At 66.8% G+C, this 22163-nt stretch carries 19 protein-coding genes; 5 read left to right on the forward strand and 14 right to left on the reverse strand.

What is annotated here, in order from left to right; translation table 11 throughout:
• The first annotated feature begins 1 nt into the window (after position 1).
• Complete coding sequence (locus tag GLR48_RS16965; protein WP_237063148.1) at positions 2-1909, forward strand: glycosyltransferase family 2 protein; 1908 nt, start codon at positions 2-4, stop codon at positions 1907-1909.
• On the opposite strand, the gene GLR48_RS16970 is transcribed toward GLR48_RS16965, so the two are convergent.
• Positions 1863-2516 (reverse strand): GntR family transcriptional regulator, encoded by a 654-nt coding sequence (locus GLR48_RS16970; protein WP_237063149.1) that lies wholly within the window; start codon positions 2514-2516, stop codon positions 1863-1865. The genes GLR48_RS16965 and GLR48_RS16970 overlap by 47 nt on opposite strands.
• Positions 2517-2606: 90 nt before the next feature.
• Here GLR48_RS16970 and GLR48_RS16975 point away from each other — a divergent pair, with 90 nt between their 5' ends.
• Positions 2607-3815, forward strand: a complete 1209-nt coding sequence (locus GLR48_RS16975) for an FAD-dependent monooxygenase (RefSeq protein ID WP_237063151.1) — start codon at positions 2607-2609, stop codon at positions 3813-3815.
• Here GLR48_RS16975 and GLR48_RS16980 read toward each other — a convergent pair.
• From GLR48_RS16980 to GLR48_RS16990, 3 genes are all read right to left on the reverse strand, one after another.
• Positions 3812-4933 carry an aminotransferase class V-fold PLP-dependent enzyme gene (locus GLR48_RS16980; RefSeq protein WP_237063153.1) on the reverse strand — a complete coding sequence of 374 codons (1122 nt, stop codon included), beginning with the start codon at positions 4931-4933 and terminating at the stop codon, positions 3812-3814. The two genes, GLR48_RS16975 and GLR48_RS16980, sit on opposite strands and share 4 nt — an antisense overlap.
• 86 nt (positions 4934-5019) lie before the next feature.
• Positions 5020-5472: an Lrp/AsnC family transcriptional regulator gene (locus GLR48_RS16985; protein ID WP_237063155.1), complete on the reverse strand. Its 453-nt coding sequence runs from the start codon at positions 5470-5472 to the stop codon at positions 5020-5022.
• A complete protein-coding gene (locus tag GLR48_RS16990; protein ID WP_237063157.1) occupies positions 5469-5924 on the reverse strand; it encodes an Lrp/AsnC family transcriptional regulator in 456 nt (151 codons plus the stop codon). The genes GLR48_RS16985 and GLR48_RS16990 overlap by 4 nt, the downstream gene beginning before the upstream one ends.
• A gap of 133 nt (positions 5925-6057) precedes the next feature.
• On the opposite strand from GLR48_RS16990, the gene ilvC reads away from it, so the two are divergent.
• Positions 6058-7080: a ketol-acid reductoisomerase gene (ilvC, locus tag GLR48_RS16995; protein ID WP_237063159.1), complete on the forward strand. Its 1023-nt coding sequence runs from the start codon at positions 6058-6060 to the stop codon at positions 7078-7080.
• A 40-nt stretch (positions 7081-7120) separates the two neighbouring features.
• Here the strand turns inward: ilvC and GLR48_RS17000 are convergent, their stop codons facing one another.
• Both GLR48_RS17000 and GLR48_RS17005 read right to left on the reverse strand, forming a co-directional pair.
• Positions 7121-8518, reverse strand: coding sequence for an aldehyde dehydrogenase family protein (locus tag GLR48_RS17000; protein WP_237063160.1), 1398 nt, complete (start codon positions 8516-8518; stop codon positions 7121-7123).
• Positions 8519-8566: 48 nt separating this feature from the next.
• On the reverse strand, positions 8567-8731 hold the full coding sequence (locus GLR48_RS17005; protein WP_237063161.1) for a hypothetical protein: 165 nt from the start codon (positions 8729-8731) through the stop codon (positions 8567-8569).
• Between the two features lie 53 nt (positions 8732-8784).
• Here GLR48_RS17005 and GLR48_RS17010 point away from each other — a divergent pair, with 53 nt between their 5' ends.
• Positions 8785-9711 carry a DMT family transporter gene (locus GLR48_RS17010; RefSeq protein ID WP_237063162.1) on the forward strand — a complete coding sequence of 309 codons (927 nt, stop codon included), beginning with the start codon at positions 8785-8787 and terminating at the stop codon, positions 9709-9711.
• Positions 9712-9785: 74 nt separating this feature from the next.
• Here GLR48_RS17010 and glmM read toward each other — a convergent pair whose 3' ends face one another.
• The 8 genes from glmM to GLR48_RS17050 all read right to left on the reverse strand — a co-directional run bounded on the left by glmM (position 9786) and on the right by GLR48_RS17050 (position 20223).
• A complete protein-coding gene (gene glmM, locus GLR48_RS17015; protein ID WP_237063163.1) occupies positions 9786-11126 on the reverse strand; it encodes a phosphoglucosamine mutase in 1341 nt (446 codons plus the stop codon).
• 6 nt (positions 11127-11132) lie between these two features.
• Positions 11133-12137, reverse strand: coding sequence for a dihydropteroate synthase (gene folP / locus GLR48_RS17020; RefSeq protein ID WP_237063164.1), 1005 nt, complete (start codon positions 12135-12137; stop codon positions 11133-11135).
• A complete protein-coding gene (locus GLR48_RS17025; RefSeq protein ID WP_237063165.1) occupies positions 12134-13054 on the reverse strand; it encodes a dihydroneopterin aldolase in 921 nt (306 codons plus the stop codon). The genes folP and GLR48_RS17025 overlap by 4 nt, the downstream gene beginning before the upstream one ends.
• Before the next feature lie 132 nt (positions 13055-13186).
• A complete protein-coding gene (locus GLR48_RS17030; protein WP_237063166.1) occupies positions 13187-13861 on the reverse strand; it encodes a cell wall hydrolase in 675 nt (224 codons plus the stop codon).
• A 144-nt stretch (positions 13862-14005) separates the two neighbouring features.
• Positions 14006-16588: a putative PEP-binding protein gene (locus GLR48_RS17035; RefSeq protein WP_237063167.1), complete on the reverse strand. Its 2583-nt coding sequence runs from the start codon at positions 16586-16588 to the stop codon at positions 14006-14008.
• Between the two features lie 88 nt (positions 16589-16676).
• Positions 16677-18779 (reverse strand): glycine--tRNA ligase subunit beta, encoded by a 2103-nt coding sequence (gene glyS, locus GLR48_RS17040; RefSeq protein WP_237063168.1) that lies wholly within the window; start codon positions 18777-18779, stop codon positions 16677-16679.
• A complete protein-coding gene (locus GLR48_RS17045; RefSeq protein WP_442915846.1) occupies positions 18779-19303 on the reverse strand; it encodes a DUF6446 family protein in 525 nt (174 codons plus the stop codon). The genes glyS and GLR48_RS17045 overlap by 1 nt, the downstream gene beginning before the upstream one ends.
• Entirely contained in the window at positions 19303-20223 is a 921-nt protein-coding gene (locus GLR48_RS17050) for a glycine--tRNA ligase subunit alpha (RefSeq protein ID WP_237063169.1), read from the reverse strand. The genes GLR48_RS17045 and GLR48_RS17050 overlap by 1 nt, the downstream gene beginning before the upstream one ends.
• Positions 20224-20392: 169 nt before the next feature.
• On the opposite strand from GLR48_RS17050, the gene GLR48_RS17055 reads away from it, so the two are divergent.
• A complete protein-coding gene (locus tag GLR48_RS17055; protein ID WP_237063170.1) occupies positions 20393-22153 on the forward strand; it encodes a trypsin-like peptidase domain-containing protein in 1761 nt (586 codons plus the stop codon).
• Positions 22154-22163: the final 10 nt, after the last annotated feature.

A 22163-nucleotide genomic window follows, 5' to 3' on the forward strand; every position in this document is an offset into this window, starting at 1 on the left:
CATGACGATTTTTGCGCCAGGCTTTTCCATGGCGGATCTGGATGCCCCCCTGCCGGAGGATCCGGCGGGTCTGCTGCAAAGGCTCGTGCAGGACGGCTACGTCACTGCGGCGCAGGCACAGGCGGCACAAGAGATCGCCGCGCGTGAAAACCTGACCGTGCTGGGTGTGCTGCAGACCCGGTTCAGCTTGTCCCAGCGCAGTCTGGCGCTGGTGCAGAACGCCACATTGTCTGCCCGCATGATCGATCCCATGATCGACGCACCGGACCGCGCCCTCGTGCAGACCTTTGGCGCGGCGCAGGCGATGGCCGGCGGCGTCCTGCCGTGGCGCAGGATGGGCGACTGCACGCTGATCCTGTCGCCCGATTATGCCCGTTTCCTGCGTCAGCAACCGGCGCTGACCGCCGCACTCGGACCCGTCCGCATGGGCGTCAGCATGCCTGACCAGATCACGGGTGCGCTGGCACGCGACTTTGGCGCGGACCTTGTCAGGCGGGCCGAAACGCGGTTGCCCGCTGCAGACAGTTGCCGCGACTGGCGGGCCGGGCGCGCGATGGGATGGGTTGTGGTCGCTGCGTTCGCGCTGGTGGCTGCAACCGTGGCCGCCCCGGTCGCTGTCATCACCGCCTTTTCGGCGCTCGCGGTGGTGCTTCTGGTTTTGACCGGCGGGATCAAGGTCGCCGCAGCGCTGTCCGGCCTGCGGACCGACGCGGCACCGTCCGTTGCTTCACCCGACGGGCCCCTGCCAATCATCACCCTGCTGGTGCCGCTCTACCGCGAACGGGCCATCGCCGACCACCTGCTGACTCGGCTGGAAGCACTGGATTACCCCCGCGAACGCCTCGACGTCTGCCTCGTGCTCGAAGACAACGACACCACCACGAAAGAGGCGTTGGGCCGCACCCGCCTGTTGACGTGGATGCGGTCCATCACCGTGCCCGAAGGCACGCTGCGGACCAAGCCACGCGCGCTGAACTACGCGCTCGACTTCGCGCGCGGCAGCATCGTGGGCGTCTACGATGCAGAGGATGCGCCCGCCACCGACCAGCTGCGCATCGTCGCCGCGACCTTTGCCGGCGCCGATCCGCAGGTGGCCTGCCTGCAGGGCGTGCTCGACTATTACAACAGCAGCGCCAACTGGCTGACCCGCTGCTTCACGCTGGAATACGCCAGCTGGTTCCGCGTCGTGCTGCCGGGCTATGCCCGCATGGGCCTTGTCGTGCCGCTGGGCGGCACCACGCTGTTCTTTCGCCGCGACATCCTGGAACGGCTGGGCGGCTGGGACGCCCATAACGTGACAGAGGATGCGGATCTTGGCCTGCGGCTGGCGCGCGCGGGCTACCGGACCGCCTTCATCCCCTCCGTCACCGAGGAAGAGGCGAACGGCCGCTTCTGGCCTTGGGTCAAGCAGCGGTCACGCTGGCTCAAGGGGTACGGCGTCACGTGGTGCGTCCACATGCGCGAACCGCGCGCACTCTGGCGCGATCTGGGGCCGTGGCGGTTCTTTGGCGTGCAGGTGCTGTTTGCGGGCACGCTGTCGCAATTCCTGCTGGCACCGCTGGTCTGGTCGTTCTGGCTGGTCCCCTTCGGGGTGCACCACCCGGCGGCGGACCTGCTGCCGCGCCCGGTCTTCTGGGCCATGGTGGGCCTCTTCATCACCTGCGAACTCGCGAATTTCGCCATCGCCGCCCTTGCCGTGCGACGCGCGGGCAAGGGCTGGCTGATTCCCTGGGCACTGACCCTGCAGCTTTATTTCCCGCTAGGGGCCGTCGCCTGCTACAAAGGGCTGCTAGAACTCACGTGGAAGCCGTTCTACTGGCACAAGACCGCGCACGGCATCCTGTTGCCAAAGCATGCGCCCGCTACTGCGCCGCCTCGACCTTTGCCGCATCCAGTTTCAGACGCGTGACGAAGGCCTCAGAGATATGCGCCCGCAGCGCCGTATCCGCCGCATCGCCGTCACCCGCAGCGATGGCCTCGACGATTCGCTCGTGCTCCCTCAGCGTATCGCCGCCCCGCCCCTTGGCGGAAATCGAGGTCGTGGCCAGCAGGGCCATCGACCGGTGCACCAGATCCAGCTGCTGCACCAGAAACCGGTTGTGCGACGCAAGGTGGATCTGCTTGTGGAACCGCCGGTTCGCGCGGCTCAGCGCCTCGGGGTCGTCCTTCAGCGCTTCGTCGGCGGCCAGCATATCGCGCAGCACGGCGACTTCCTCTGGCGTGGCATGACGGGCCGCCAGCCGGGCGGCCAGCCCCTCCAGCGTGCCGCGCACGACGTAAAGCTCTGCCATCTGCGTGTGGTCGAGGGAGGCCACGATCAGCGACCGCCCGTCGCGGGTCAGCAGGCTTTGCGTCTCCAGCCGCTGCAGCGCCTCGCGCACCGGGGTCCGGCTGACGCCCAGCCGGTCGGCCAGCTCGCTTTCCACCAGCCGGTCGCCGGGCTTGTAGATGTGGCTGTCGATCGCTTCGAGGATCAGCGCATAGGCATCCTTCTGCGGTGTTGCGCGATCTTGCATGGTGTCCCCCTCGGTCTGGCAGCAGCATAGCGGGGGCTGGACGGCACAGGCAAGGATGTCGCAGCCCGCGACCTTTCCGGGCGCCCTGCGATGCCCTATATCCCGGGCATGGACAAAATACAGACAGATCTTCTGATCAGCGGCGGCGGCGTGGCGGGCCTCGCGGCAGCGGTAGCCTTCGGTGCTGCGGGTTTCGACGTCGTCGTGGTGGACCCGGCCCCGCCCGTCACCGATGCCGCAGACCCCGGCGCTGACCTGCGCACCACCGCCTTTCTGCAACCGGCCCAAGGGGTTCTGGACCGTGCCGGGGTGTGGCAGGCACTGTCAGGTCACGCCACGCCGCTCGCGATCATGCGGATCGTGGACGCCGCAAAGGAGACGCCCGTCAGCCGCGACTTCGCCGCCTCCGACATCTCTGACAGGCCCTTCGGGTGGAACCTGCCGAACTGGCTGCTGCGCCGCGTGATGGTCGACCGCATCGGGGCGATGGACAACGTGACCCTGCGCACCGGCACCGGCTTTGCCGCAATGGTCGCGCGCACGGATCAGGCGCTGGTGCGGCTGACCGACGGCACACAGATCGCGGCCCGGCTGGTGATCGGCGCCGACGGCCGCGGATCTCCGGTGCGAGAGGCCGCAAGCATCGGTGTTGCGACGACGCGCTACGGCCAAAAGGCCGTGACCTTTGCCGTGACCCACCCCGGCCCGCACAACGGCGTCTCGACCGAGGTGCATCGCGCGGGCGGCCCGTTCACGCTGGTGCCCCTGCCCGACCACGACGGCCAGCCCTGCTCCTCCGTCGTGTGGATGGATACCGGCCCACGGATCACAACCCTTGCAGCCCTCTCGGACGCGGATTTCACAGCCGCCGCGAACGATCGCAGCGCCGGTGTGAATGGCCCGCTGACACTGGTCGGCCGCCGGTCGGTCTGGCCGATCATCAGCCAGATCGCGGACCGGATCACCGCACCGCGCACGGCACTGGTGGCCGAGGCCGCCCACGTCATGCCGCCCATCGGCGCGCAGGGCCTGAACATGTCGCTGGCCGATATTGCCTGCCTGCTGGACCTTACGGTCGCGAACCCTGACGCGCTGGGATCGCCCGCAATGCTCGCGGCCTATGCCCGCGCCCGCCACGGCGAGATGCGTCTGCGCGTCACCGGCATCGACGCGCTGAATCGCACGTCGATGGCGCAAAGTCCGCTGATCCACGACCTGCGCGCCCTCGGCGTCCGGGCCTTGCACGACGCAAGCCCGGTCCGCCGCCGCCTGATGAAGCTGGGGCTGGGTGCCGCCTAGAGCACGCGGGTAAGCACCGGCAGCAACCGGTCCAGCGTGCCCTGCACGTTATAAAGCTTGTCGAGCCCGAAGAGCCCCAGCCGGAAGGTCATGAAATCGGCAGGCTCGCCCACCTGCAACGGCACGCCTGCAGCAATCTGCATGCCTTCTTTTACGAAGGCCGCACCGGATTTCACCTCCGGATTGTCGGTGTAGCTGACCACGACGCCGGGCGCCTGAAAGCCCTCTGCCGCGACCGACGCGACGCCCATGCCCGTCAGATGTTTCCGCACCGCATTGCCCAACTCCCACTGGGCGGCCTTCAATTTATCAAAGCCGTAATCCCGCGTCTCCTCCATCGTGTCGCGGAAGGCGCGCAGCCCGTCCGTCGGCATCGTGGCATGGTACGCGTGACCGCCATCCTCGTAGGCCTTCATGATCTGGCGCCACTTCTTCAGATCACCGGCAAAACTGTTCGAGGTCGTCGCCTCCAGCCGTTCCGCCGCGCGGTCCGACATCATCACAAGGCCCGCACAGGGTGTCGCCGACCAGCCCTTTTGCGGGGCAGAGATCAGCACGTCGACGCCGGTCGCCTTCATGTCGACCCAGATGCAGCCCGACGCGATGCAATCGAGCACCATGATCGCCCCCACTTCATGCGCCGCATCGGCCATGGCTTTCAGGTAATCATCGGGCAGGATCAGGCCCGCGCTGGTTTCCACATGGGGGGCAAAGACCACATCCGGCTTGGCAGCGCGGATCGCCTGCACCACATCCTCGATCGGCGCGGGCGCAAAGGGCGCGCGGCTGTCGTTGCCGGTCTGATGCGCCATCTTCACGGTCGTCTCGGCAGCAAAACCGCCGGCGTCGAAGATCTGGCTCCAGCGGTAGGAAAACCAGCCGTTGCGGACGATGAAACAATGCGCGTTCGTCCCGAACTGCCGCGCCACCGCCTCCATGCCGAAAGTGCCGCCGCCGGGGACGATCGCCACCGCATCGGCGGCATAGACCTCTTTCAGCAGGGCAGAGCAGTCGCGCATGACCTGCTGGAACACCTTGCTCATGGAATTGAGCGACCGGTCCGTGAAGACCACCGAAAATTCCATCAACCCGTCCGGGTCGACCGGGGCATGCGTCATCTGTCCGTCCATTGCGTCCTCCATCGCTTTGACCTCTGAGGTAGGCCGAAACCACGCGTCTGGCAAAGTCTATCTTTGCGTGACGCTCACAGCGGCCCCGGCCTGCGCTCCTCGCTCAGCATCACGTTGGCCTCGACCGTGCCGACCCCCGGCAGCGTCATGATCCGCCGCCGCAGCACCCGCTCGAAATCCGCAAGGTCGCGGGCCACGACCCGCAGGCGGTAATCGTAAAGTCCCAGCACATGCGTCACCACCTGCACCTCCGGGATCGCGCCGACCGCGCGCTCGAAATCCTCAAGGCTCACGCGCCCCTTGGTGGCCAGCTTGATCCCCAGAAAGACCGTGACCCCAAAGCCCAGCCGCTCTGCATCCAGCAACAGGCGACGGCCCGTCAGGATGCCGCCCTCCTGCAACCGCCTGATCCGCCGCCATGTCGCGGGCTGGCTCAACCCCAGTTGCCGCCCCAGCGCAGAAGCCGGCTGCGCTGCATCCGCGACCAGTAGCCGCAGCAGGGCGCGGTCCAGATCGTCCAGCGTCACAGCGGCAGGCTTTCATCGGATTTGACGGCTGCCACGTCCATCAGCGCCTCGATATCCGCGATATGGGGCAGCGACAGGATGCGGGTCCGGTAAAGAGCTTGGTAATGCGCCAGATCCCGCGCGACGAGGGCCAGCCGCACGTCGACGCGGCCCAGAAAGGTCTGGATCTCCAGCACCTCCGCCACCTCGCGCGCCGCCGCAAGGAAGGCATCGAAGGCCCCCGGCACGGTCTTGTCCAGTGTCACCCGCAGGCTGACCTGCAACGGATACCCAAGGGCGGCCCAGTCGATCACCGCCGTCTGCCCCCGGATCACACCGTCAGCGGCCATGCGGTCCAGCCGCCGCGCCGCCTGCCCCGCCGTGAGGCCAGCCAGCGCCGCCACTTCCGGAACCGTCAGGCTCGGGTCCGCCTGCAAACGGCGCAACAGCGCCCTGTCCTTGTCATCCAGCATGAAAATCACATACTTTACCCATCTGGCGAATGATAGTCCTCGCTTTTTCCAAAATACTCAAAAAACGACCCTCGCAACCCACAGCAAACTCCGTATGTTGCGCCCCAATGCAACCAACCAAGGGATAACCCCCATGCGCGTTTATTACGACCGCGATTGCGACGTGAACCTGATTAAGGACAAGAAGGTCGCGATCCTCGGCTACGGCAGCCAAGGCCACGCCCATGCGCTGAACCTGCGCGACAGCGGCGCGAAAAACCTCGTCGTCGCCCTGCGCGAAGGCTCGCCCTCTGCCAAGAAGGCCGAAGCCGAAGGCCTCAAGGTCATGGGCATCGCCGAGGCTGCGGCTTGGTGCGATCTGATCATGTTCACCATGCCCGACGAACTGCAGGCCGAGACCTACCGCAAGTACGTCCATGACAACCTGCGCGAAGGTTCCGCCATGGCCTTCGCCCACGGCCTGAACATCCACTTCGGCCTGATCGAGCCCAAGCCCGGCGTCGACATCATCATGATGGCGCCCAAGGGCCCCGGCCACACGGTCCGCGGCGAATACACCAAGGGCGGCGGCGTGCCCTGCCTCGTGGCCGTCCACCAGGACGCATCCGGCAAGGCGATGGAAATCGGCCTGTCCTATTGCTCCGCCATCGGCGGCGGTCGCTCCGGCATCATCGAGACGAACTTCCGCCAGGAATGCGAAACCGACCTCTTCGGCGAACAGGCCGTGCTGTGTGGTGGTCTGGTCGAACTGATCCGCATGGGATTCGAGACGCTGGTCGAGGCCGGTTACGAGCCCGAGATGGCCTATTTCGAGTGTCTGCACGAGGTGAAGCTGATCGTCGACCTGATCTACGAAGGCGGCATCGCCAACATGGATTACTCAATCTCGAACACGGCCGAATACGGCCAGTACGTGTCCGGCCCGCGCATCCTGCCGTATGAAGAGACGAAAAAGCGGATGAAGGACGTCCTCTCCGACATCCAGACCGGCAAGTTCGTGCGCGACTTCATGCTGGAAAACACCGTGGGCCAGCCGACGTTGAAGGCGTCCCGCCGCGCCAATGACGAACACCAGATCGAAGTCGTCGGCGCCAAGCTGCGCGAGATGATGCCCTGGATTGGCGCAGGCCGCATGGTGGACAAGGCCAAGAACTGATCCACACGCCGCAAAGGCCCGCCCCCGTGGCGGGCCTTTTTCATGTGACCAGACGCTGCACCCATGTCGCCAAACGCCTGACCCGGTCGGTATAGGGCGGAAACAACAGCGGCATCACCAGAAAGCGGTTCCGCAACACGGGCCGCATGTGACTGAAGGCTTTGAACCCCGCATGCCCGTGCGCCGCCCCCATGCCGGAGGTGCCGACGCCGCCGAACGGCAGGCCCGCGTGGATGAAGGGCATCACCGTCAGGTTCACGCCAACGCTGCCAGATGTCGTGGTCCGCATGACCCGGTCCGCCAGCACCGGTCCCCCGAAGACGTATAGCGCCAGTGGATGCGGTGCGGCGTTGATCCGCGCCAGCACCTGATCAAGGTCGTCATAAGGGATCAACGGCAGGATAGGACCAAAGATCTCGGTCCCGCTGATCGTCATCTCTGCGGTCGTCCCGGTCACCAGAACCGGTGCCAGCTTGCCTGCGGCGGCTTGCCCCGTGCCGCCCCCCAGAAGCGTCGCACCAGCCGACTGCGCGTCCTGCAGCAGACCGGTCAGACGGTCCAGATTGCGCTGATCGACGATCCGCGCCAGCGCGGGCGAGGCGACAGGATCGCTGCCGTACATCGCCGTGATCCGGTCCTGCAAAGCGCGCACCAGCGCGTCGCGCTTGCTGTCGTGCACAAAGACGTGGTCCGGCGCGACGCAGGTCTGCCCCGCGTTCATGAACCGCCCCCAGGCGATCCATTTTGCCGCCCGGCCCACGTCCGCGTCCGGCCCCACGATCACCGGCGACTTGCCCCCCAGTTCCAGCGTGACCGACGCCAGCGTCTGTGCCGCCGCCGCCATGACGATCCGCCCCACCGCCGGGCTGCCGGTAAAGAAGATATGGTCGAACGGCAGCGCCAGCAATGCGGTCGCGACATCCGCCCCACCCTGAACCACACTGACCAGATCGGGGGCAAAGGTCTGTGCGACAATCTCCGCCACCAGGGCAGAGGTTGCGGGCGTCATCTCCGACGGCTTGACGATCGCCGCACAGCCCGCCGCAAGGGCAGACACCAGCGGCCCCATGGCAAGCTGGAACGGGAAATTCCAAGGCGCGATGATCATCGCGACGCCGCGGGCCTGCGGGACGACACGCGCCGATGTGCCGATCATCAACAGGCGCGGCATGACGCGCCGCGGCCGCATCCAGCGGCGCAGATGACGGCGGCTGTGGCTGATCTCCTGCAGGACAGGCAGGATTTCCGTCAGCCGGACTTCGACCTCGTGCTTGCCGAAATCCGCAGCCAGGGCGGCGACGATGTCATCCTGCCGCGCAAGGATGGCGCGCCGCAGATCGTCCAGCGCCGCGCGTCGCGCCGCCAGACCCTGCGTCACACGCCGCTGGGCGACCCGCGCCTGCTGCGCGGCAAAGACGTCCTCAATCCGGCCATCCATCACAGGCCCGGCCCCTGCAAGGGGCGGAGTGCTACCGCTTGGGCAGGCTCAGCGCAGAGGCTGCGGTCCGGGTCCATCCTTGGCCAGCGACGATTTGGGTGCATTGGGGTCTTTCCGCTTTTTCTCGGTCACAGCCTTGCTATAGAGGGAAAAGACCAGTGCGGCGAGAAGTGTGAACATCGCCAGCAGCGGCAACAGAAAATTGAAATCCATGACAGGTCTCCGAAGGAATAAGGGGGCGTGGTGTGGCACGGCGTTTGGACCCAATGCAGAACTCAACCACAAGTTCCCCAGCCCCCACCGCCGGCAACTGGGCGTCGATCGGCGTCCTGGGGCTGATCTGGGGCGGCACCTTCATGGTGGTCGCCGTCGCCCTGCGCGGCTACGGCCCGCTGACGGTCGCCTGCGCGCGCACCACGCTGGGCGCACTGGCCCTTCTGGGCCTGCGCGCCGCACTCCAGCGGCCCTGGCCAGCCCTGACGCCGCGCCTTCTGAAATACCTCGCGCTGATCGGCGTGCTGAACACCGCCCTGCCCTTCGCCCTGCTGTCATGGGGCCAGCAATACGTCCCCTCGGCCTTCGCGGGCATCTCGATGGCGGCGCTACCGCTCTTTGTGCTGCCCCTCGCCCATGTCTTCAGTGACGAGGCGCTCTCCACCCGCCGCCTGATCGGCGTCATCGTGGGCTTCACCGGCGCGCTGGTGCTGATCGGCCCCGGCGTCCTGCACATCGGATCGGGGTGGGAACCGCTGGGGCAGCTCGCCTGCCTCGCCGCCGCCGTGTCCTACGCCATCGCCAGCATCATGACCCGCCGCTGCCCGCCGATCGACCCGATCGTGCTCGCGGCCTTGACGCTCGCGGTGGGCAGCGCCGTGCTGATCCCGGCGATGCTGCTGGTCGAAGGCATCCCCGGCCGCGCCGCCCCCTTGCAGATGGGCGCCATCGTCTTCCTCGGCCTCTTCCCCACCGCCCTCGCCGCCCTTCTGCGCGTCACGGTGATCCGCTCGGCGGGATCGGTCTTCATGACGCTGGTGAATTATCAGGTGCCGCTCTGGTCGGTCCTCTGCGGTGCGCTGATCCTGTCAGAGACTCTGCCCCTGCGCTTCTTCGCGGCCCTCGCCCTGATCCTCTGCGGCCTCGCGATCAGCCAATGGGCCAGCCTGACGCGCCTCTGGTCCCGCGCCCCCGCCTGAGGGGCCGCCCCCCTTCTTCTGGTCAAAAATACTTCGGGGTTTGGGGCAGCGCCCCAAGGCCTCAGGCGCCGCCCTCACGCCGCGCGCGCGACCGCCGCCACGATCTCGTCCACCACCTGCACCAGCAGGTCCGGATCCTCGCATTCCGCCATGACCCGCACCAGCGGCTCCGTCCCCGACTTGCGGATCAGCAGACGCCCCTGTCCCGCCAGCCGCGCCTCTGCGTCGCGGATCACCCCCTGCACCGCCGCAGCCGCCAGCGGATCGGTCCCCGCCGCGTAACGCACGTTCTTCAGCAGTTGCGGCACTGTCTCGAAACTTTGCGTCAGCGCACTGGCTGGCTGGCCCGTCTCGATCATCGCCGCCAGGAAATGCAGGCCCGCCAGCAGCCCGTCGCCGGTAGTCGCGTAATCGGTCATCACGATATGGCCCGACTGCTCGCCACCCAGATTGTGCCCGCCCGCGCGCATCGCGGTCACGACATGGCGGTCACCGACGGCGGTGCGTTCCAGCGACAGGCCCTGCGCCTGCAGGAACCGCTCCAGCCCAAGATTGGACATGACCGTGGCCACCAGCGTGCCGTTCGCCAGTGTACCCGCCCGCGCCCAGCGGGCGGCCATCAGCGCCATGATCTGGTCGCCGTCCGCCACGCGCCCGGTCTCGTCCAGAATCATCACCCGGTCCGCGTCGCCGTCCAGACAGATGCCCACGTCCGCGCCATGTTCCAAAATTGTCCGCGCGGCGAGTGCTGTATCCGTGGACCCGCAGCCTGCGTTGATGTTGAACCCGTCCGGTGCGGTGCCGATGCCGATCACCGTGGCGCCCAGTTCCCACAGCACCTCCGGGGCCACCCGGTGTGCGGCGCCATGGGCGCAGTCGATCACGACCTTCAGACCGTCCAGACGCATCCCGTGCGGGAAAGACGCCTTGAGCCGCTCCGCATAGCGGAACCGCCCGTCGTCGATGCGCTTGGCACGCCCGATATTGCCGGCCTGCACCGGCTCCACGCCATCCGACACCAGACGCGTGATCTCGTCCTCGGCGTCATCCGACAGCTTGAACCCGTCGGGGCCAAAGAACTTGATGCCGTTGTCATGGTGCGGGTTGTGACTGGCCGAGATCATGATGCCCACGTCCGCCCGCATGGACGTCGTCAGCATCCCCACCGCCGGCGTCGGCACAGGCCCCAGCAGCAGCACGTTCATGCCGGTGCTGGTCAGGCCCGCCGTCAAGGCACTCTCGAACATGTAGCCCGACAGCCGCGTGTCCTTGCCGATCACGACGCGATGGCCGTTCGACCCGTCGTTGCGGAAATAGCGCCCGGCGGCAGCCCCGATCCGCAGGGCCATGTCGGCGGTCATCGGATAGATGTTGGCGGTGCCCCTGATCCCGTCGGTTCCGAAAATCCTGTCCATCGCGCCTTACCTTCCGTTCATCGCCAGCGCCATCGCACAGGCGGCTTTCGTATCGCTGGTATCGTGGACGCGGTGGATTTGCACCCCCTGCGCGATCCCCACCAGCGTGACCGCCAGCGACCCCGCCACCCGGTCCGCCGCGACCGCCCGGTCGGTGATCGTGCCGATGAACCGCTTGCGCGAGGCGCCGAGCAGCACCGGGCAGCCAAGGCTGTGAAACAGCGACAGCCGGCGCAGCAGCGCCAGATTGTGATCCAGCGTCTTGCCGAAGCCGATTCCGGGATCGACCACGATCCTGTCCAAGGCGATTCCCGCAGCGACGGCCGCTGCGATCCGGCTTTGCAGATGATCGTAGACATCCAGCAGAACGTCGTCATAACGCGGGTCCTGCTGCATCGTCGCAGGATCGCCAACGCTGTGCATCAGGCAGACGGGCTGCCCGCTGTCCGCCACGACCTGCGCCATGCCCGCGTCCCAGCGCAGGGCCGAGACATCGTTGATCAGCGTCGCCCCCGCAGCCACCGCCGCCTCCGCCACCGCCGCCTTGCGCGTATCGATGGAAATCGCCACGTCGCTTTGCGTCCGCAGGGCCGCGATGATCGGGGCCGTGCGGGCGACCTCCTCTGCGTCAGGCACGGTCTCGGCACCGGGCCGGGTGCTTTCGCCACCCACGTCGATGATGTCTGCACCCTGCGCCTGCATCGCCAGCGCCTGCGCAATGGCAGCCGCAGGGCTGTCGAACTGTCCCCCGTCAGAAAAACTGTCCGGCGTCACGTTCAGGATGCCCATGAGCCGTGGCCGCAGCATGTCGAGGCCCGCAATCGCAGGCCGCCGCGCCGTCAGCGCCAAAGCCGCGTCGTCCGGCAGATCGGTCGCGGCGATGACGCGGGACGCCGCACCGCGCGCCAGAACCTCCACACGGTCGAACCAGCACCAGCCGCCCGCGAGGGTCAGCGCCTCCGCGGTGCGCGCGGGATCGGTCTGCAAAATGGGCCGATAATACAGGGTCATGCCAGATCGACAGCACTGACCGGCAGGGCGCGGGTCGGCACCTGAGTCTCGGGGGCTGCGGCCCCGATCACCAGCAGCTCTGCGGCCTCGACCTGCGCTGCGAACCACGCGACCAGCGCCACGGACTCTGCCGGGCCCGCCGCAGGGCCATCGACCGCGTCCAGCACGATCTTGGACGGCGCCCAGATGCAGGTCTGGCCGTTCTTCATCGCCCAGTCCAGTTCGGTCCGGCTGCCGACCACGATCAGGCGCGGATCGCGCGCCGCCAGCACCCAGGCGTTCTGCTCGATCGCCAGCAGGTCGATCCGGCGCTGCGCCAGCGCATGACCCGCACGCGGTGCGGCCGTCGCCGCAGGCCCGACGCAGACGATCAGCGGCGCGGACATCGCAATCGCCTGATCCAGCCAGCCGGTCAGCCGGTCGGATTCCAGCGCCGCAGCCGACAAGAACAGCACCCGCGGATGCGGTGCCGCCGTATGGTCCTGCCCCGCGGGCTTGTGGCCGTCGCGGGCGCGCACGATCTCGACGCCAAGCGAGAACGGACCCCTGTCCAGCTTCTCGATCCGCACGAAGACGCGTTCGGCCTGCGGTTCTGCAAGGATGCGTTCGGCCACGCGGGCGGCGAGGGTTTCCAGCAGGTTGATGCGTTCGGCGCGCAACTCCGCGCCGATCGCCTCGGTCACGCGGTCATAGGACAGGATGCGGTCCACATCGTCGTCGATGGGGCCGGTCTGCGGCAGCACCTCGACTACGACGTTGAAGCGGACCCGCTGCAGATGGCCGCGTTCCTGTTGAAAGGCACCGATCTCGACCTCGACGACATAGTCGCGCAGGGAAATCCGGTCGTAAGGCAGATCACCAATGGCCGCCGCCCGCTCTGACGGATGCGCAAAGGCCAGTCGAATGTCGTCGGTCATGGATGAACCCCGGCGGTCAGAAGCGTGCCGCAGGCATAGCGACAGGCCCAGATGGCCGCAAGCCAGCTAAATGGATCACACCGGCGGCAGGGACGTCTCGCGACCCGGGCGCTGGCCGCCCTATCGGCGTACTTAATTCGAGGCGCTGCGCGTCGGCTGGCGATAGAAGTAATGCGCGCCGATGGTGGCCGTCTTGGGGAAACGGCTGGCCCAAGAGGGATGCACGGCCTTGGTGTGGTAATGCGTGGCGCCCTGCGTCAGGCGGCGCGGCACGCCGTCCATCAGCAGCTTGGCGACCTTGCCGACGCGGGCAAAGGCGGTCTTGTTGCCGATGGCGTCAGAGTTGTTGTCGCAGGTCCAGCTGAACTGGCAAGCGAACTTCTTGCCAGACCCCTGATGCACGACACCGCAGACCGTATTGGGATAGGCCGCACTGTCGACGCGGTTCATGATGACCTCGCCCACGGCAAAGATGCCCTGCACGCCCTCGCCCCGCGCCTCGAAGTACAGCGCGTCCGCAAGACACTCCCACTCGCTGTTGCCCTTGGGGGCCGTCATGGTGGACAGATAGGCGTCCGTCATCACCGCGTCGCCGCCGGTCGGGGTCGCCGTGCGGCGCGCACTGTCCGGGACCGCGGTCAGCGCGGACAGACGGTTATCGGGAACAATGGCCAGCGCCTGACGTTCCTGACCCAGAACCGCACCAAGCCGGGCTGCGAGTACCTCCTCTGCCGTGGCCGTCTGGGCGCAGGTCAGAACGGCGAATGTCATGCAGGCGGTCAGCGTACGGCGCAGGGCAATGGTCATCGGACGGGTCTCTCGTTCCGCACGGTCAGCCCCGTGCAGGCAGCGTCCTCCTAACGAAAGTTGGCCGGCAGGTCCACCTGGCGGACTGGCCGAATCCCGCCACGTGAAATCCGCGGCCCGATTCGCCCGATTCGCAGCTTGTTTCTAGTGCGATGGCGCGGGTGAGCGCTGCGCGTCCACCCCTGTCAACCGTTCTTCCAAAGCGAGCTGAGCGGCGGAAAGCCGCGCAAGGGGCACCCGGAACGGCGAGCAGGACACGTAGTTGAACCCCTGCGCCCGGCAGAATCCGATGGCCGCCCGCGTGCCGCCATGCTCGCCGCAGATCGAAACGACGACGTCGGGACGCCCCGCCCGGCCCCGTGCGGCCCCGATGGCCAGCAGCTCGCCCACGCCTTCAAGGTCAAGGGTGTGGAACGGATCCTCCTGATAGACCCCCTGCTGAACGTAGGTCGACATGAACCGGCCCGCGTCGTCGCGCGACAAGCCATAGGTCATCTGGGTCAGGTCGTTCGTGCCGAAGGACAGGAACGACGCGTATTTGACGATGTCCTGCGCCCGCAGCGCGGCGCGCGGGGTTTCTACCATCACCCCCAGCTTGAAGGCAAAGGTGACACCCATCTCGCTTTGCACCGCACTCGCCACCGCATCGACACGGGCCTTGATCAGTTCGACTTCGCGCATCGCGCTGATCAACGGGATCATGATTTCGGGCTGCACGCGCAGCCCCTGCCGTGTGACCTCCGCCACCGCCTCGAAAATCGCGCGGGCCTGCATTTCATAGATCTCGGGAATCGCGATCCCCTGCCGCACGCCGCGCATGCCCAGCATCGGGTTGTATTCGCTCAGCGCCTGCACCCGGTCCGTCACCGCCGCAAGCGGCATCGCCAGCTGCTCTGCCAGATCGCGCTGGCCCGCCTTGTCGTAAGGCAGGAACTCGTGCAGCGGCATGTCGAACAGACGGATGCAGACGGGACGGCCGTCCATGATGCTGAACAGCGCCGCGAAATCGTCGCGCTGCATCGGCAGCAAACGGTCCAGCACGGCGCGCCGGTCGTCGGCGGTCTCGGCAAAGATCATCTCTCGCATGACGCCCAGACGGTCGCCTTCAAAGAACATGTGCTCTGTCCGGCACAAACCGATGCCTTCGGCGGCAAAGTTGCTGGCGGTCTGCGCATCCGCCGGCGTGTCGGCGTTGGCCCGCACGCCGATGTCGCGAAAATCGTCGGCCCAGGACAGCAGTGTCTGGAACGACGCGTCCAGCGTCGCCTCCAGCATCTGCGGGCTGCCCGCCAGCACGGTGCCAGAGGTGCCGTCCACGGTAATCGTCTCGCCCACCGCGAACCGGCGCCCGCCGGGGGCCACGATCTGGCCGCGCTTGCGGTCGATGGTCAGGTCAGAGGCGCCCACGACGCAAGGCACGCCAAGACCCCGACCGATGACGGCGGCGTGGCTGGTGATGCCGCCGCGCATGGTCAGCACGGCCTGCGCCGCATGCATGCCGCGGATATCCTCCGGCGTCGTCTCGCGGCGGACCAGCACGCAGGCCTCGCCACGCGCGGCACTCGCCTGCGCCTCGGCCGCCGTCAGCACGATCCGGCCCGTCGCGGCGCCGGGACTGGCGGCAATGCCGCGCACGATGACGTCGCGGACCGCCTCGGGATCGACCTGACGGTGCAGCATTTCCGACAGCGCGTTGGACGGCACGCGCATCACGGCCTCTTCACGCGGGATGATCCCGTCGCTGGCAAGGTCCACGGCGATCTGCACCTGCGCACGGCTCGACCGCTGCACACGCACCGCATCAAGGATGTGCAACACGCCGTCTTCCAGCGTGAATTCGATCTGCATCTCCTCGCGCAGGCGGCTGCGCGCGGTCCAGCCATAGGCCAGCAATTGCGCGAAGACATCGGGGCATATGTCCTCCAAGGCCTTTCCGCGCTTGTCGCTGGTCAGATAGATCGCGCCCGCCTTGTCGTTCAGCGCATCGCGCCCCTGACTCTGGCTCAGGTACCGGCCCACGACCTGCGGCTGGCCGGTCACGGCGTTGACGTATTGAATGACGCCGGACCCGCTCTCTCCGTCACCGACGCCCAAGGCCATCGCCTGCACGACAAGGCCAAGGCCCGCATCCACGGGCGCACCCTTCGCCTCGCGCAGCAACCGGGCAGAGGTGCCGTCCCACGCCCGCGCCATCGACCGCAACACTTCGCACAGTTGCACGCCGACGTCCTGCGGGAACGGCTCGTCCGCCTCCACCTCGAAGGTATCGAGGGCGGCATTCAGGGCGTGGGCGCCGGTCAGGTTCGGAAAGTCGAAGGCGTCGGGGTCAAGGCGCGCGACATGCACGGCGTAGGACTGCACGAATCGCAGGTACAGTGCGGTCGCCGCCGGCTCGCCCACGCGTTTCATCAGGCGGCGGTAGGTCACGGCGTTCATGCCGATATTCAGGATCGCCCCCGGCCCGCCCCAGTCGGGGTCCTGCGACGACGGGCGCACGGACAGCAGGGGCATCTCGCCGAACGGGTCCAACAAGGTCTCGACCGGCGGCAACTGGCCCTTGGCACAGCGCAGTACGGCGGGGAATGACAGGGCCAGCGTGGTGGGCACCGGCATGTCCAGCCGGATCAGGCGTTGCAGGCATTTCGCCCGCCCGCCGTGCATCGACGGCGACATCTGCGCCGTGGGCGTGATCAAGGTCACATCGGGGTAGATCGACTTTTGCTGCACTGCGGCATTCCCTTGTTCACCTGCAGCATAGGATGTGGGACAGGCGCGTGTAAAGGAAAGGTGACAGTCTTAGCCTTTAGTCGCAGTGTCAGCCCTCGATCCGGGTCAGGTCGGCCACGGACAGACAGATCGTGCGGATGCGTGACAGCAGGTTAAGCCGGTTCCGCCGCAGGATCTGGCTTTCGGCATTGACCTGCACATCCGTGAAAAACGCATCGATCGGCTGGCGCAGCGACGCCATGGCGGTCATCGCGGCCCCGAACTCCTCGTCCTGCATCGCGGGGGCGATCCGGGCCTCGGCGGTATCGAGGGCGGCAAAGAGATCCTTTTCCGCCTGATCCTCGGCAAACTTGAACTCTGCACCGTAGGAATACTCGACGCCGTCCTTCTCCTCGGCCTGCGTCAGGATGTTGTTGGCGCGCTTGAAGCCCTGAATCAGGTTCTCGCCATCGTCCGTCTCCAGCGTCGCCTGCAGCGCGCGGGCTCGCTTGACCAGCAGGGTCAGGTCGTCGTTGCCGGGCATGGCGATGCAGGCATCGATGACGTCGTGCCGGATACCCTGATCCTTGAGGTAGACTTTGAGGCGGTCGTGGAAGAAAGAAAGGAGGGAATTGACGTCAGCGTAGGCATCACCTTCTTCCCGTTTTCTCACGCCGATAAGATCTCTAGCCGAGGAAACCGGTCCGTTGCTGGACAGTAGGTTTGTCTGAATATCATTCTCCAGCACCAGCCGGATCACCCCCAGCGCCGCACGGCGCAACGCGAAGGGATCCTTGGACCCTGTCGGCTTCTCGTCGATCGCCCAGAAGCCGGTCAGCGTATCCAGCTTGTCGGCCAGCGCCACGGCGACGGAGACCGGTGCGGTCGGCACGGCGTCGGAGGGGCCCATCGGCTTCCAGTGCTCTTCCGACGCGGCGGCGACGGCGGCGTCGCGGCCCGCGGCGGCGGCGTAATAACGGCCCATAAGCCCTTGAAGTTCGGGGAATTCCCCGACCATTTCAGAGCGCAGGTCGGCCTTGGCGATCTGGGCTGCCTCGAACGCCTGATCCGGGTCGGCGCCGACCACCGGCGCGATCTCGCGCGCCAAGGCCGCGATCCGCTCGATCCGGTCGCGCTGCGATCCCAGTTTATTATGGAAGGTGACGTTTGCCAGACCGTCCAGCCACGGGTCCATCCCCGCCTTCGCCACGCGCAAATCGTTGTCCCAAAAGAACTTCGCATCCGACAGCCGCGCCGACAGCACCCGCTGGTTGCCGTTCAGGATCGTCGCGCCGTCGTCCGCCGTTTCGATATTGGCAACAGTGACGAAGCGTTCAATCCGCCCCGTCTTGGGATTGCGGACGGAAAAGAACTTCTGATGTTCGCGCATGCTGGTCTGCAGCACCTCAGGCGGCAAATCAAGGAAGCGGTCGTCGATCCGCCCCATCAGCACGACCGGCCATTCGACCAGCCCCGCGACTTCGGCCAACAGGCCGCGATCCTCCACAACCTCCAGCCCAGTGGCAAAGGCCTGCGATGTCGCCTCCTGCCAGATCGCATCGGCGCGCTCTTCGGGGCGCAGCATCACGCGGGCGCGCTTCAGCTTCGCCTCGTAATCCTCGAAAGAGGTGACGGAAAACACCTCCGGCCCCATGAACCGGTGACCGCGCGTCGTGTTGCCCGACACGATGCCGTCCACGTCCAGCGGCACGACCTCTGCCCCGTCGTCACCGACGAGGATGCACAGGATCGTATGCAGCGGGCGGACCCAGCGCAGGGTCCCGTTGCCCCAGCGCATCGACTTGGGCCAGGGGAAATTGCGGATCGTGCGGTCCAGCACCTCAGCCACGATCTCGGCCGCACTGCGCCCCGGCTTGTCGATCATCGCGACATAGAAGGCACCCTTCTTGTCCTCGCGCGTTTCCAGCTGGTCAACAGTCAGACCGACACCGCGCAGAAACCCCTCCAGTGCCTTTTCCGGCGCGCCGACCTTCGGCCCCTTGCGCTCTTCGCGCACGGCCCGGCTCTCGGCCGTCAGATCCTCGACAGACAGCACCAGACGGCGCGGCGTGGCAAAGGCGGCGGCGGCGGCATAGGTCAGCCCCGCCTCCACCAGACCGTCGGTCACCAGCTTTTTCAGATCGGCGCTGGCCTGCGCCTGCATCCGTGCGGGGATTTCTTCCGAGAAGAGTTCGATCAGCAGGTCAGGCATCAGCGCGTGCTTTCCGGTGGGGTGGGACAGCCTTCGGGGGCGGGGTTGCCGTCAAAGACGACCTCGCCGCAGGCGTTGATCTGGTGCCAGGCAAAGGCCCGGCCATCGGGGTAGACGGCGACGATCCGGTCGATGCCGTATTTCACGTCTTTCTGGCCCAGAAAGCCGACGGCAACGCCGTCCTGCAGATCGGCCCCGATCTGTTTGGCGTCGAAACAGTCGAACCACCCAGGGGCCACGCGCGGTTCCGCGTCGTCGGCGATCTGGTAGGTCTCGGTCAGCATGGCAAGGCTCGCGGGCATGTCGTAACAGGCGCGATAGCGCAGCGGGCTGCTGTCACTGTCGATGCCGCGGAAATTGTCAAAAGCGATGGGCTCGGCCTCTCCGCTGGTCAGGGACACCATGTCGACGACGGCCTGATCGGCGGGCACCTCTACGTAATAGGCATAGACCTGCAGGTAATAGAGGGCGACGCCGGCAATCAGGGCGATGATCATGATGGCACTTATCCAGAGTTTCGCGATCACGCCGCAGCGCCCCCGGCGGGGGTCTGCACGAAGGCATCGGCGCAGGCCTTGGCCAATGTCCGCACCCGCCCGATGTAGGCCTGCCGCTCGGTCACGGAAATCACGCCGCGCGCGTCCAGCAGGTTGAACAGGTGGCTGGCCTTGATCGCCTGATCGTAGGCCGGATGCGCCATGCGGATCGTCTTCCCCGTCTTGGGATCGACCGCATCGCAGGCCAAGATACGGGCGCATTCCGCTTCCGCATCCTTGAAGTGCTGCAGCAGCGTGTCCGTATCCGCCACGTCGAAGTTCCAGCGCGCGTATTCCTGCTCGGTCTGCAAAAAGATGTCGCCGTAGGTCAGCGGGATCGGTGCGTCGGGGGCGTTGAACGGCATGTCCATGACGTGATCGACGCCCAGCACATACATCGCCAGACGCTCCAGCCCGTAGGTCAGCTCGCCTGACACGGGCGAACAATCGTGGCCGCCGACCTGCTGGAAATAGGTGAACTGCGACACTTCCATGCCGTCGCACCAGACCTCCCACCCCAGACCCCAGGCGCCCAGCGTCGGGGATTCCCAATCATCCTCGACGAAACGGATGTCATGCAGGGACGCGTCGATGCCGATGGCCCTGAGCGACCCCAGATAGAGGTCCTGCAGGTCCGGCGGCGAGGGTTTGATGATGACCTGATACTGATAATAATGCTGCAGCCGGTTCGGGTTCTCGCCATAGCGCCCGTCGGTCGGGCGCCGCGACGGCTGGACATAGGCCGCGGCCCAGGGCTTTGACCCCAACGCGCGCAGGGTGGTCGCCGGGTGGAACGTGCCGGCACCGACCTCCATGTCGTAGGGTTGCAGCACGGCACAGCCCTGCCCGGCCCAATAGGATGCAAGCCGCAGGATGATCTCTTGAAAACTGCGCGGTTGGTCGGCCATGTCGCCCCCTGTCAAACGTGAGCGTTGCATAGGCCGGGCGGCGGAAAGGGTCAATCGTGCCACAGCCGCTTAATTTGGGCGGACACACGCCGATTTGTGCTGCGGTGCGGAATGGTCCTGCTAAAAACGCGCGCGATAGGACAGTTCCAATTTCAAGGGTTTCAGGCTGATGACACGTTCCGCGATCTGGGTAAGCGCCCTCGCCCTGACCCTTGCGGCACAGGGCGCCGTGGCACAGGTCAGCGGCACCTGGATCCAGCTCGAGGCGCAGCCGACCCAGACCGCTGCCGACACCCGCGTCCGCGTCTATGCCCAGCGGTCCGAGGATGTGGCGGGCTTCGCCCTGGGTCGCAGCTGGTACGCTATCGTGGCCGGCCCCTACCCCGACCGGGCGGCGGCGACCGATGCGCTGCGCGATCTGCGGCAGGCCGGTCTGGCCCCCGGCGATGCCTTTCTGACGAATGGAGAGCGGTTCGGCGACCAGTTCTGGCCCGTCGCAGGTGCCACCCCGGCCGCATCAGCGCCCGAGACTGCCCCGCAAAGTCCGCGGGTCGTGACCATCACGACGCCCGACGCAAGCGCCCCCCAGACCGCACCCCAGATCCCCGAGGAAAGCCTGCAGGACGCCCGCGTGTCGGAACAGGCCTTGTCGCAGGCGCAAAAGGAACAGTTGCAGACCGCCCTGGGCTGGGCTGGCTTTTATGACGCAGCGGTCGACGGCGCCTTTGGCCGCGGCACCCGCAGCGCGATGGAGGCGTGGCAACTCGCTCAGGGCTTCACGCCCACCGGTGTCCTGACGACGGCGCAGCGCGCGCAACTGGTCGGCGCCTACAATGCCGTGCTGGACGGCATGAACCTGCAACTGGTCCGCGACACCGCCGCCGGGATCGAGGTGATGATCCCCACCGGCGCCGTCAGCTTTACCGGCTACGAGCCACCCTTCGCGCGCTATGGTGCCAAGGGCGACGTGCCCGCCCAAGTGCTGCTGATCAGTCAGGAGGGTGACCAGAACCGCCTCTTCGGCCTGTACGAAATCCTGCAGACGCTCAAGATCTTCCCACCCGATGGCGAACGCACCCGCAAGGACGCGAGCTTCGAGATCGCGGGCACCAATGCCGAAGTGCAGTCCTACGTCACCGCCCAACTGGCAGACGGTCAGATCAAGGGCTTCGCCCTCGTCTGGCCCGCCGGCGACAGCGCCCGCTTCGACCGGTTGCGCGCGGAAATGCAGGCAAGCTTTGCCGTGACCGAGGGCGTGCTGGACCCCGCCATCGCGCGCCCCGACGAGGATCAGGCCATCGACCTTGTCGCGGGCCTGCAGATCCGTAAGCCCAAGGCCTCCCGCACCGGGTTCTATATCGACGACGGCGGCCGCGTGCTGACCGATGCCGCTGCCCTCGCCTCCTGCGACGAGATCATGATCGACGGCAGCCACACCGCGACCGCGACGCTGGTGGACGAGGCCCTCGGCATCGCCGTGCTGACCCCCGACGACCGCCTGTCGCCGCAATCCGTCGCCGCCTTCCAGACGCAGGTGCCGCGCATCCAGACCGAAATCGCCGTCGCAGGCTTCCCCTATGGCGGCGTGCTGGTGACACCTACACTAACCTTCGGCCGCCTCGCCGACATCCGCGGGCTGAACGGAGAGGACACGATCAAACGCCTGACACTGACGGCACAGGCCGGCGACGCGGGCGGGCCCGTGTTCGACAACGGCGGCGCGGTGCTGGGCATGCTGCTGCCCAACACGCCGCGCGGCGGTCAGGTCCTGCCGCCCGACGTCAGCTTCCTGCTGGACGCCGGCACGATCGTCACCGCCCTCTCTGCCGCCGGGATCGCGACCGAGACGACCGACACCCTCGCCTTCATGCCCCCCGAAACCCTGACCCTGCGCGCGGCGGAAAGCACGGTGCTAGTGAGTTGCTGGTAAGGCTTTGACC

Origin of the sequence: Loktanella sp. M215 (assembly GCF_021735925.1) — a bacterium.
In the GTDB taxonomy this organism is placed as follows: Bacteria; Pseudomonadota; Alphaproteobacteria; order Rhodobacterales; family Rhodobacteraceae; genus Loktanella.

Excerpts from the sequence above, each read along its gene's own strand:
- GLR48_RS17010 (WP_237063162.1), top strand. The coding sequence starts at position 8,785 with ATGCAGAACTCAACCACAAGTTCCCCAGCCCCCACCGCCGGCAACTGG.
- GLR48_RS17005 (WP_237063161.1), bottom strand. The coding sequence starts at position 8,731 with ATGGATTTCAATTTTCTGTTGCCGCTGCTGGCGATGTTCACACTTCTC.
- GLR48_RS17050 (WP_237063169.1), bottom strand. The coding sequence starts at position 20,223 with ATGGCCGACCAACCGCGCAGTTTTCAAGAGATCATCCTGCGGCTTGCA.
- GLR48_RS17055 (WP_237063170.1), top strand. The coding sequence starts at position 20,393 with ATGACACGTTCCGCGATCTGGGTAAGCGCCCTCGCCCTGACCCTTGCG.
- GLR48_RS17030 (WP_237063166.1), bottom strand. The coding sequence starts at position 13,861 with ATGACCATTGCCCTGCGCCGTACGCTGACCGCCTGCATGACATTCGCC.
- glyS (WP_237063168.1), bottom strand. The coding sequence starts at position 18,779 with ATGCCTGACCTGCTGATCGAACTCTTCTCGGAAGAAATCCCCGCACGG.
- folP (WP_237063164.1), bottom strand. The coding sequence starts at position 12,137 with ATGACCCTGTATTATCGGCCCATTTTGCAGACCGATCCCGCGCGCACC.
- GLR48_RS16980 (WP_237063153.1), bottom strand. The coding sequence starts at position 4,933 with ATGACGCATGCCCCGGTCGACCCGGACGGGTTGATGGAATTTTCGGTG.
- GLR48_RS17025 (WP_237063165.1), bottom strand. The coding sequence starts at position 13,054 with ATGACCGACGACATTCGACTGGCCTTTGCGCATCCGTCAGAGCGGGCG.
- GLR48_RS16965 (WP_237063148.1), top strand. The coding sequence starts at position 2 with ATGACGATTTTTGCGCCAGGCTTTTCCATGGCGGATCTGGATGCCCCC.
- ilvC (WP_237063159.1), top strand. The coding sequence starts at position 6,058 with ATGCGCGTTTATTACGACCGCGATTGCGACGTGAACCTGATTAAGGAC.
- glmM (WP_237063163.1), bottom strand. The coding sequence starts at position 11,126 with ATGGACAGGATTTTCGGAACCGACGGGATCAGGGGCACCGCCAACATC.
- GLR48_RS16970 (WP_237063149.1), bottom strand. The coding sequence starts at position 2,516 with ATGCAAGATCGCGCAACACCGCAGAAGGATGCCTATGCGCTGATCCTC.
- GLR48_RS16990 (WP_237063157.1), bottom strand. The coding sequence starts at position 5,924 with ATGCTGGATGACAAGGACAGGGCGCTGTTGCGCCGTTTGCAGGCGGAC.
- GLR48_RS16975 (WP_237063151.1), top strand. The coding sequence starts at position 2,607 with ATGCCCTATATCCCGGGCATGGACAAAATACAGACAGATCTTCTGATC.
- GLR48_RS17000 (WP_237063160.1), bottom strand. The coding sequence starts at position 8,518 with ATGGATGGCCGGATTGAGGACGTCTTTGCCGCGCAGCAGGCGCGGGTC.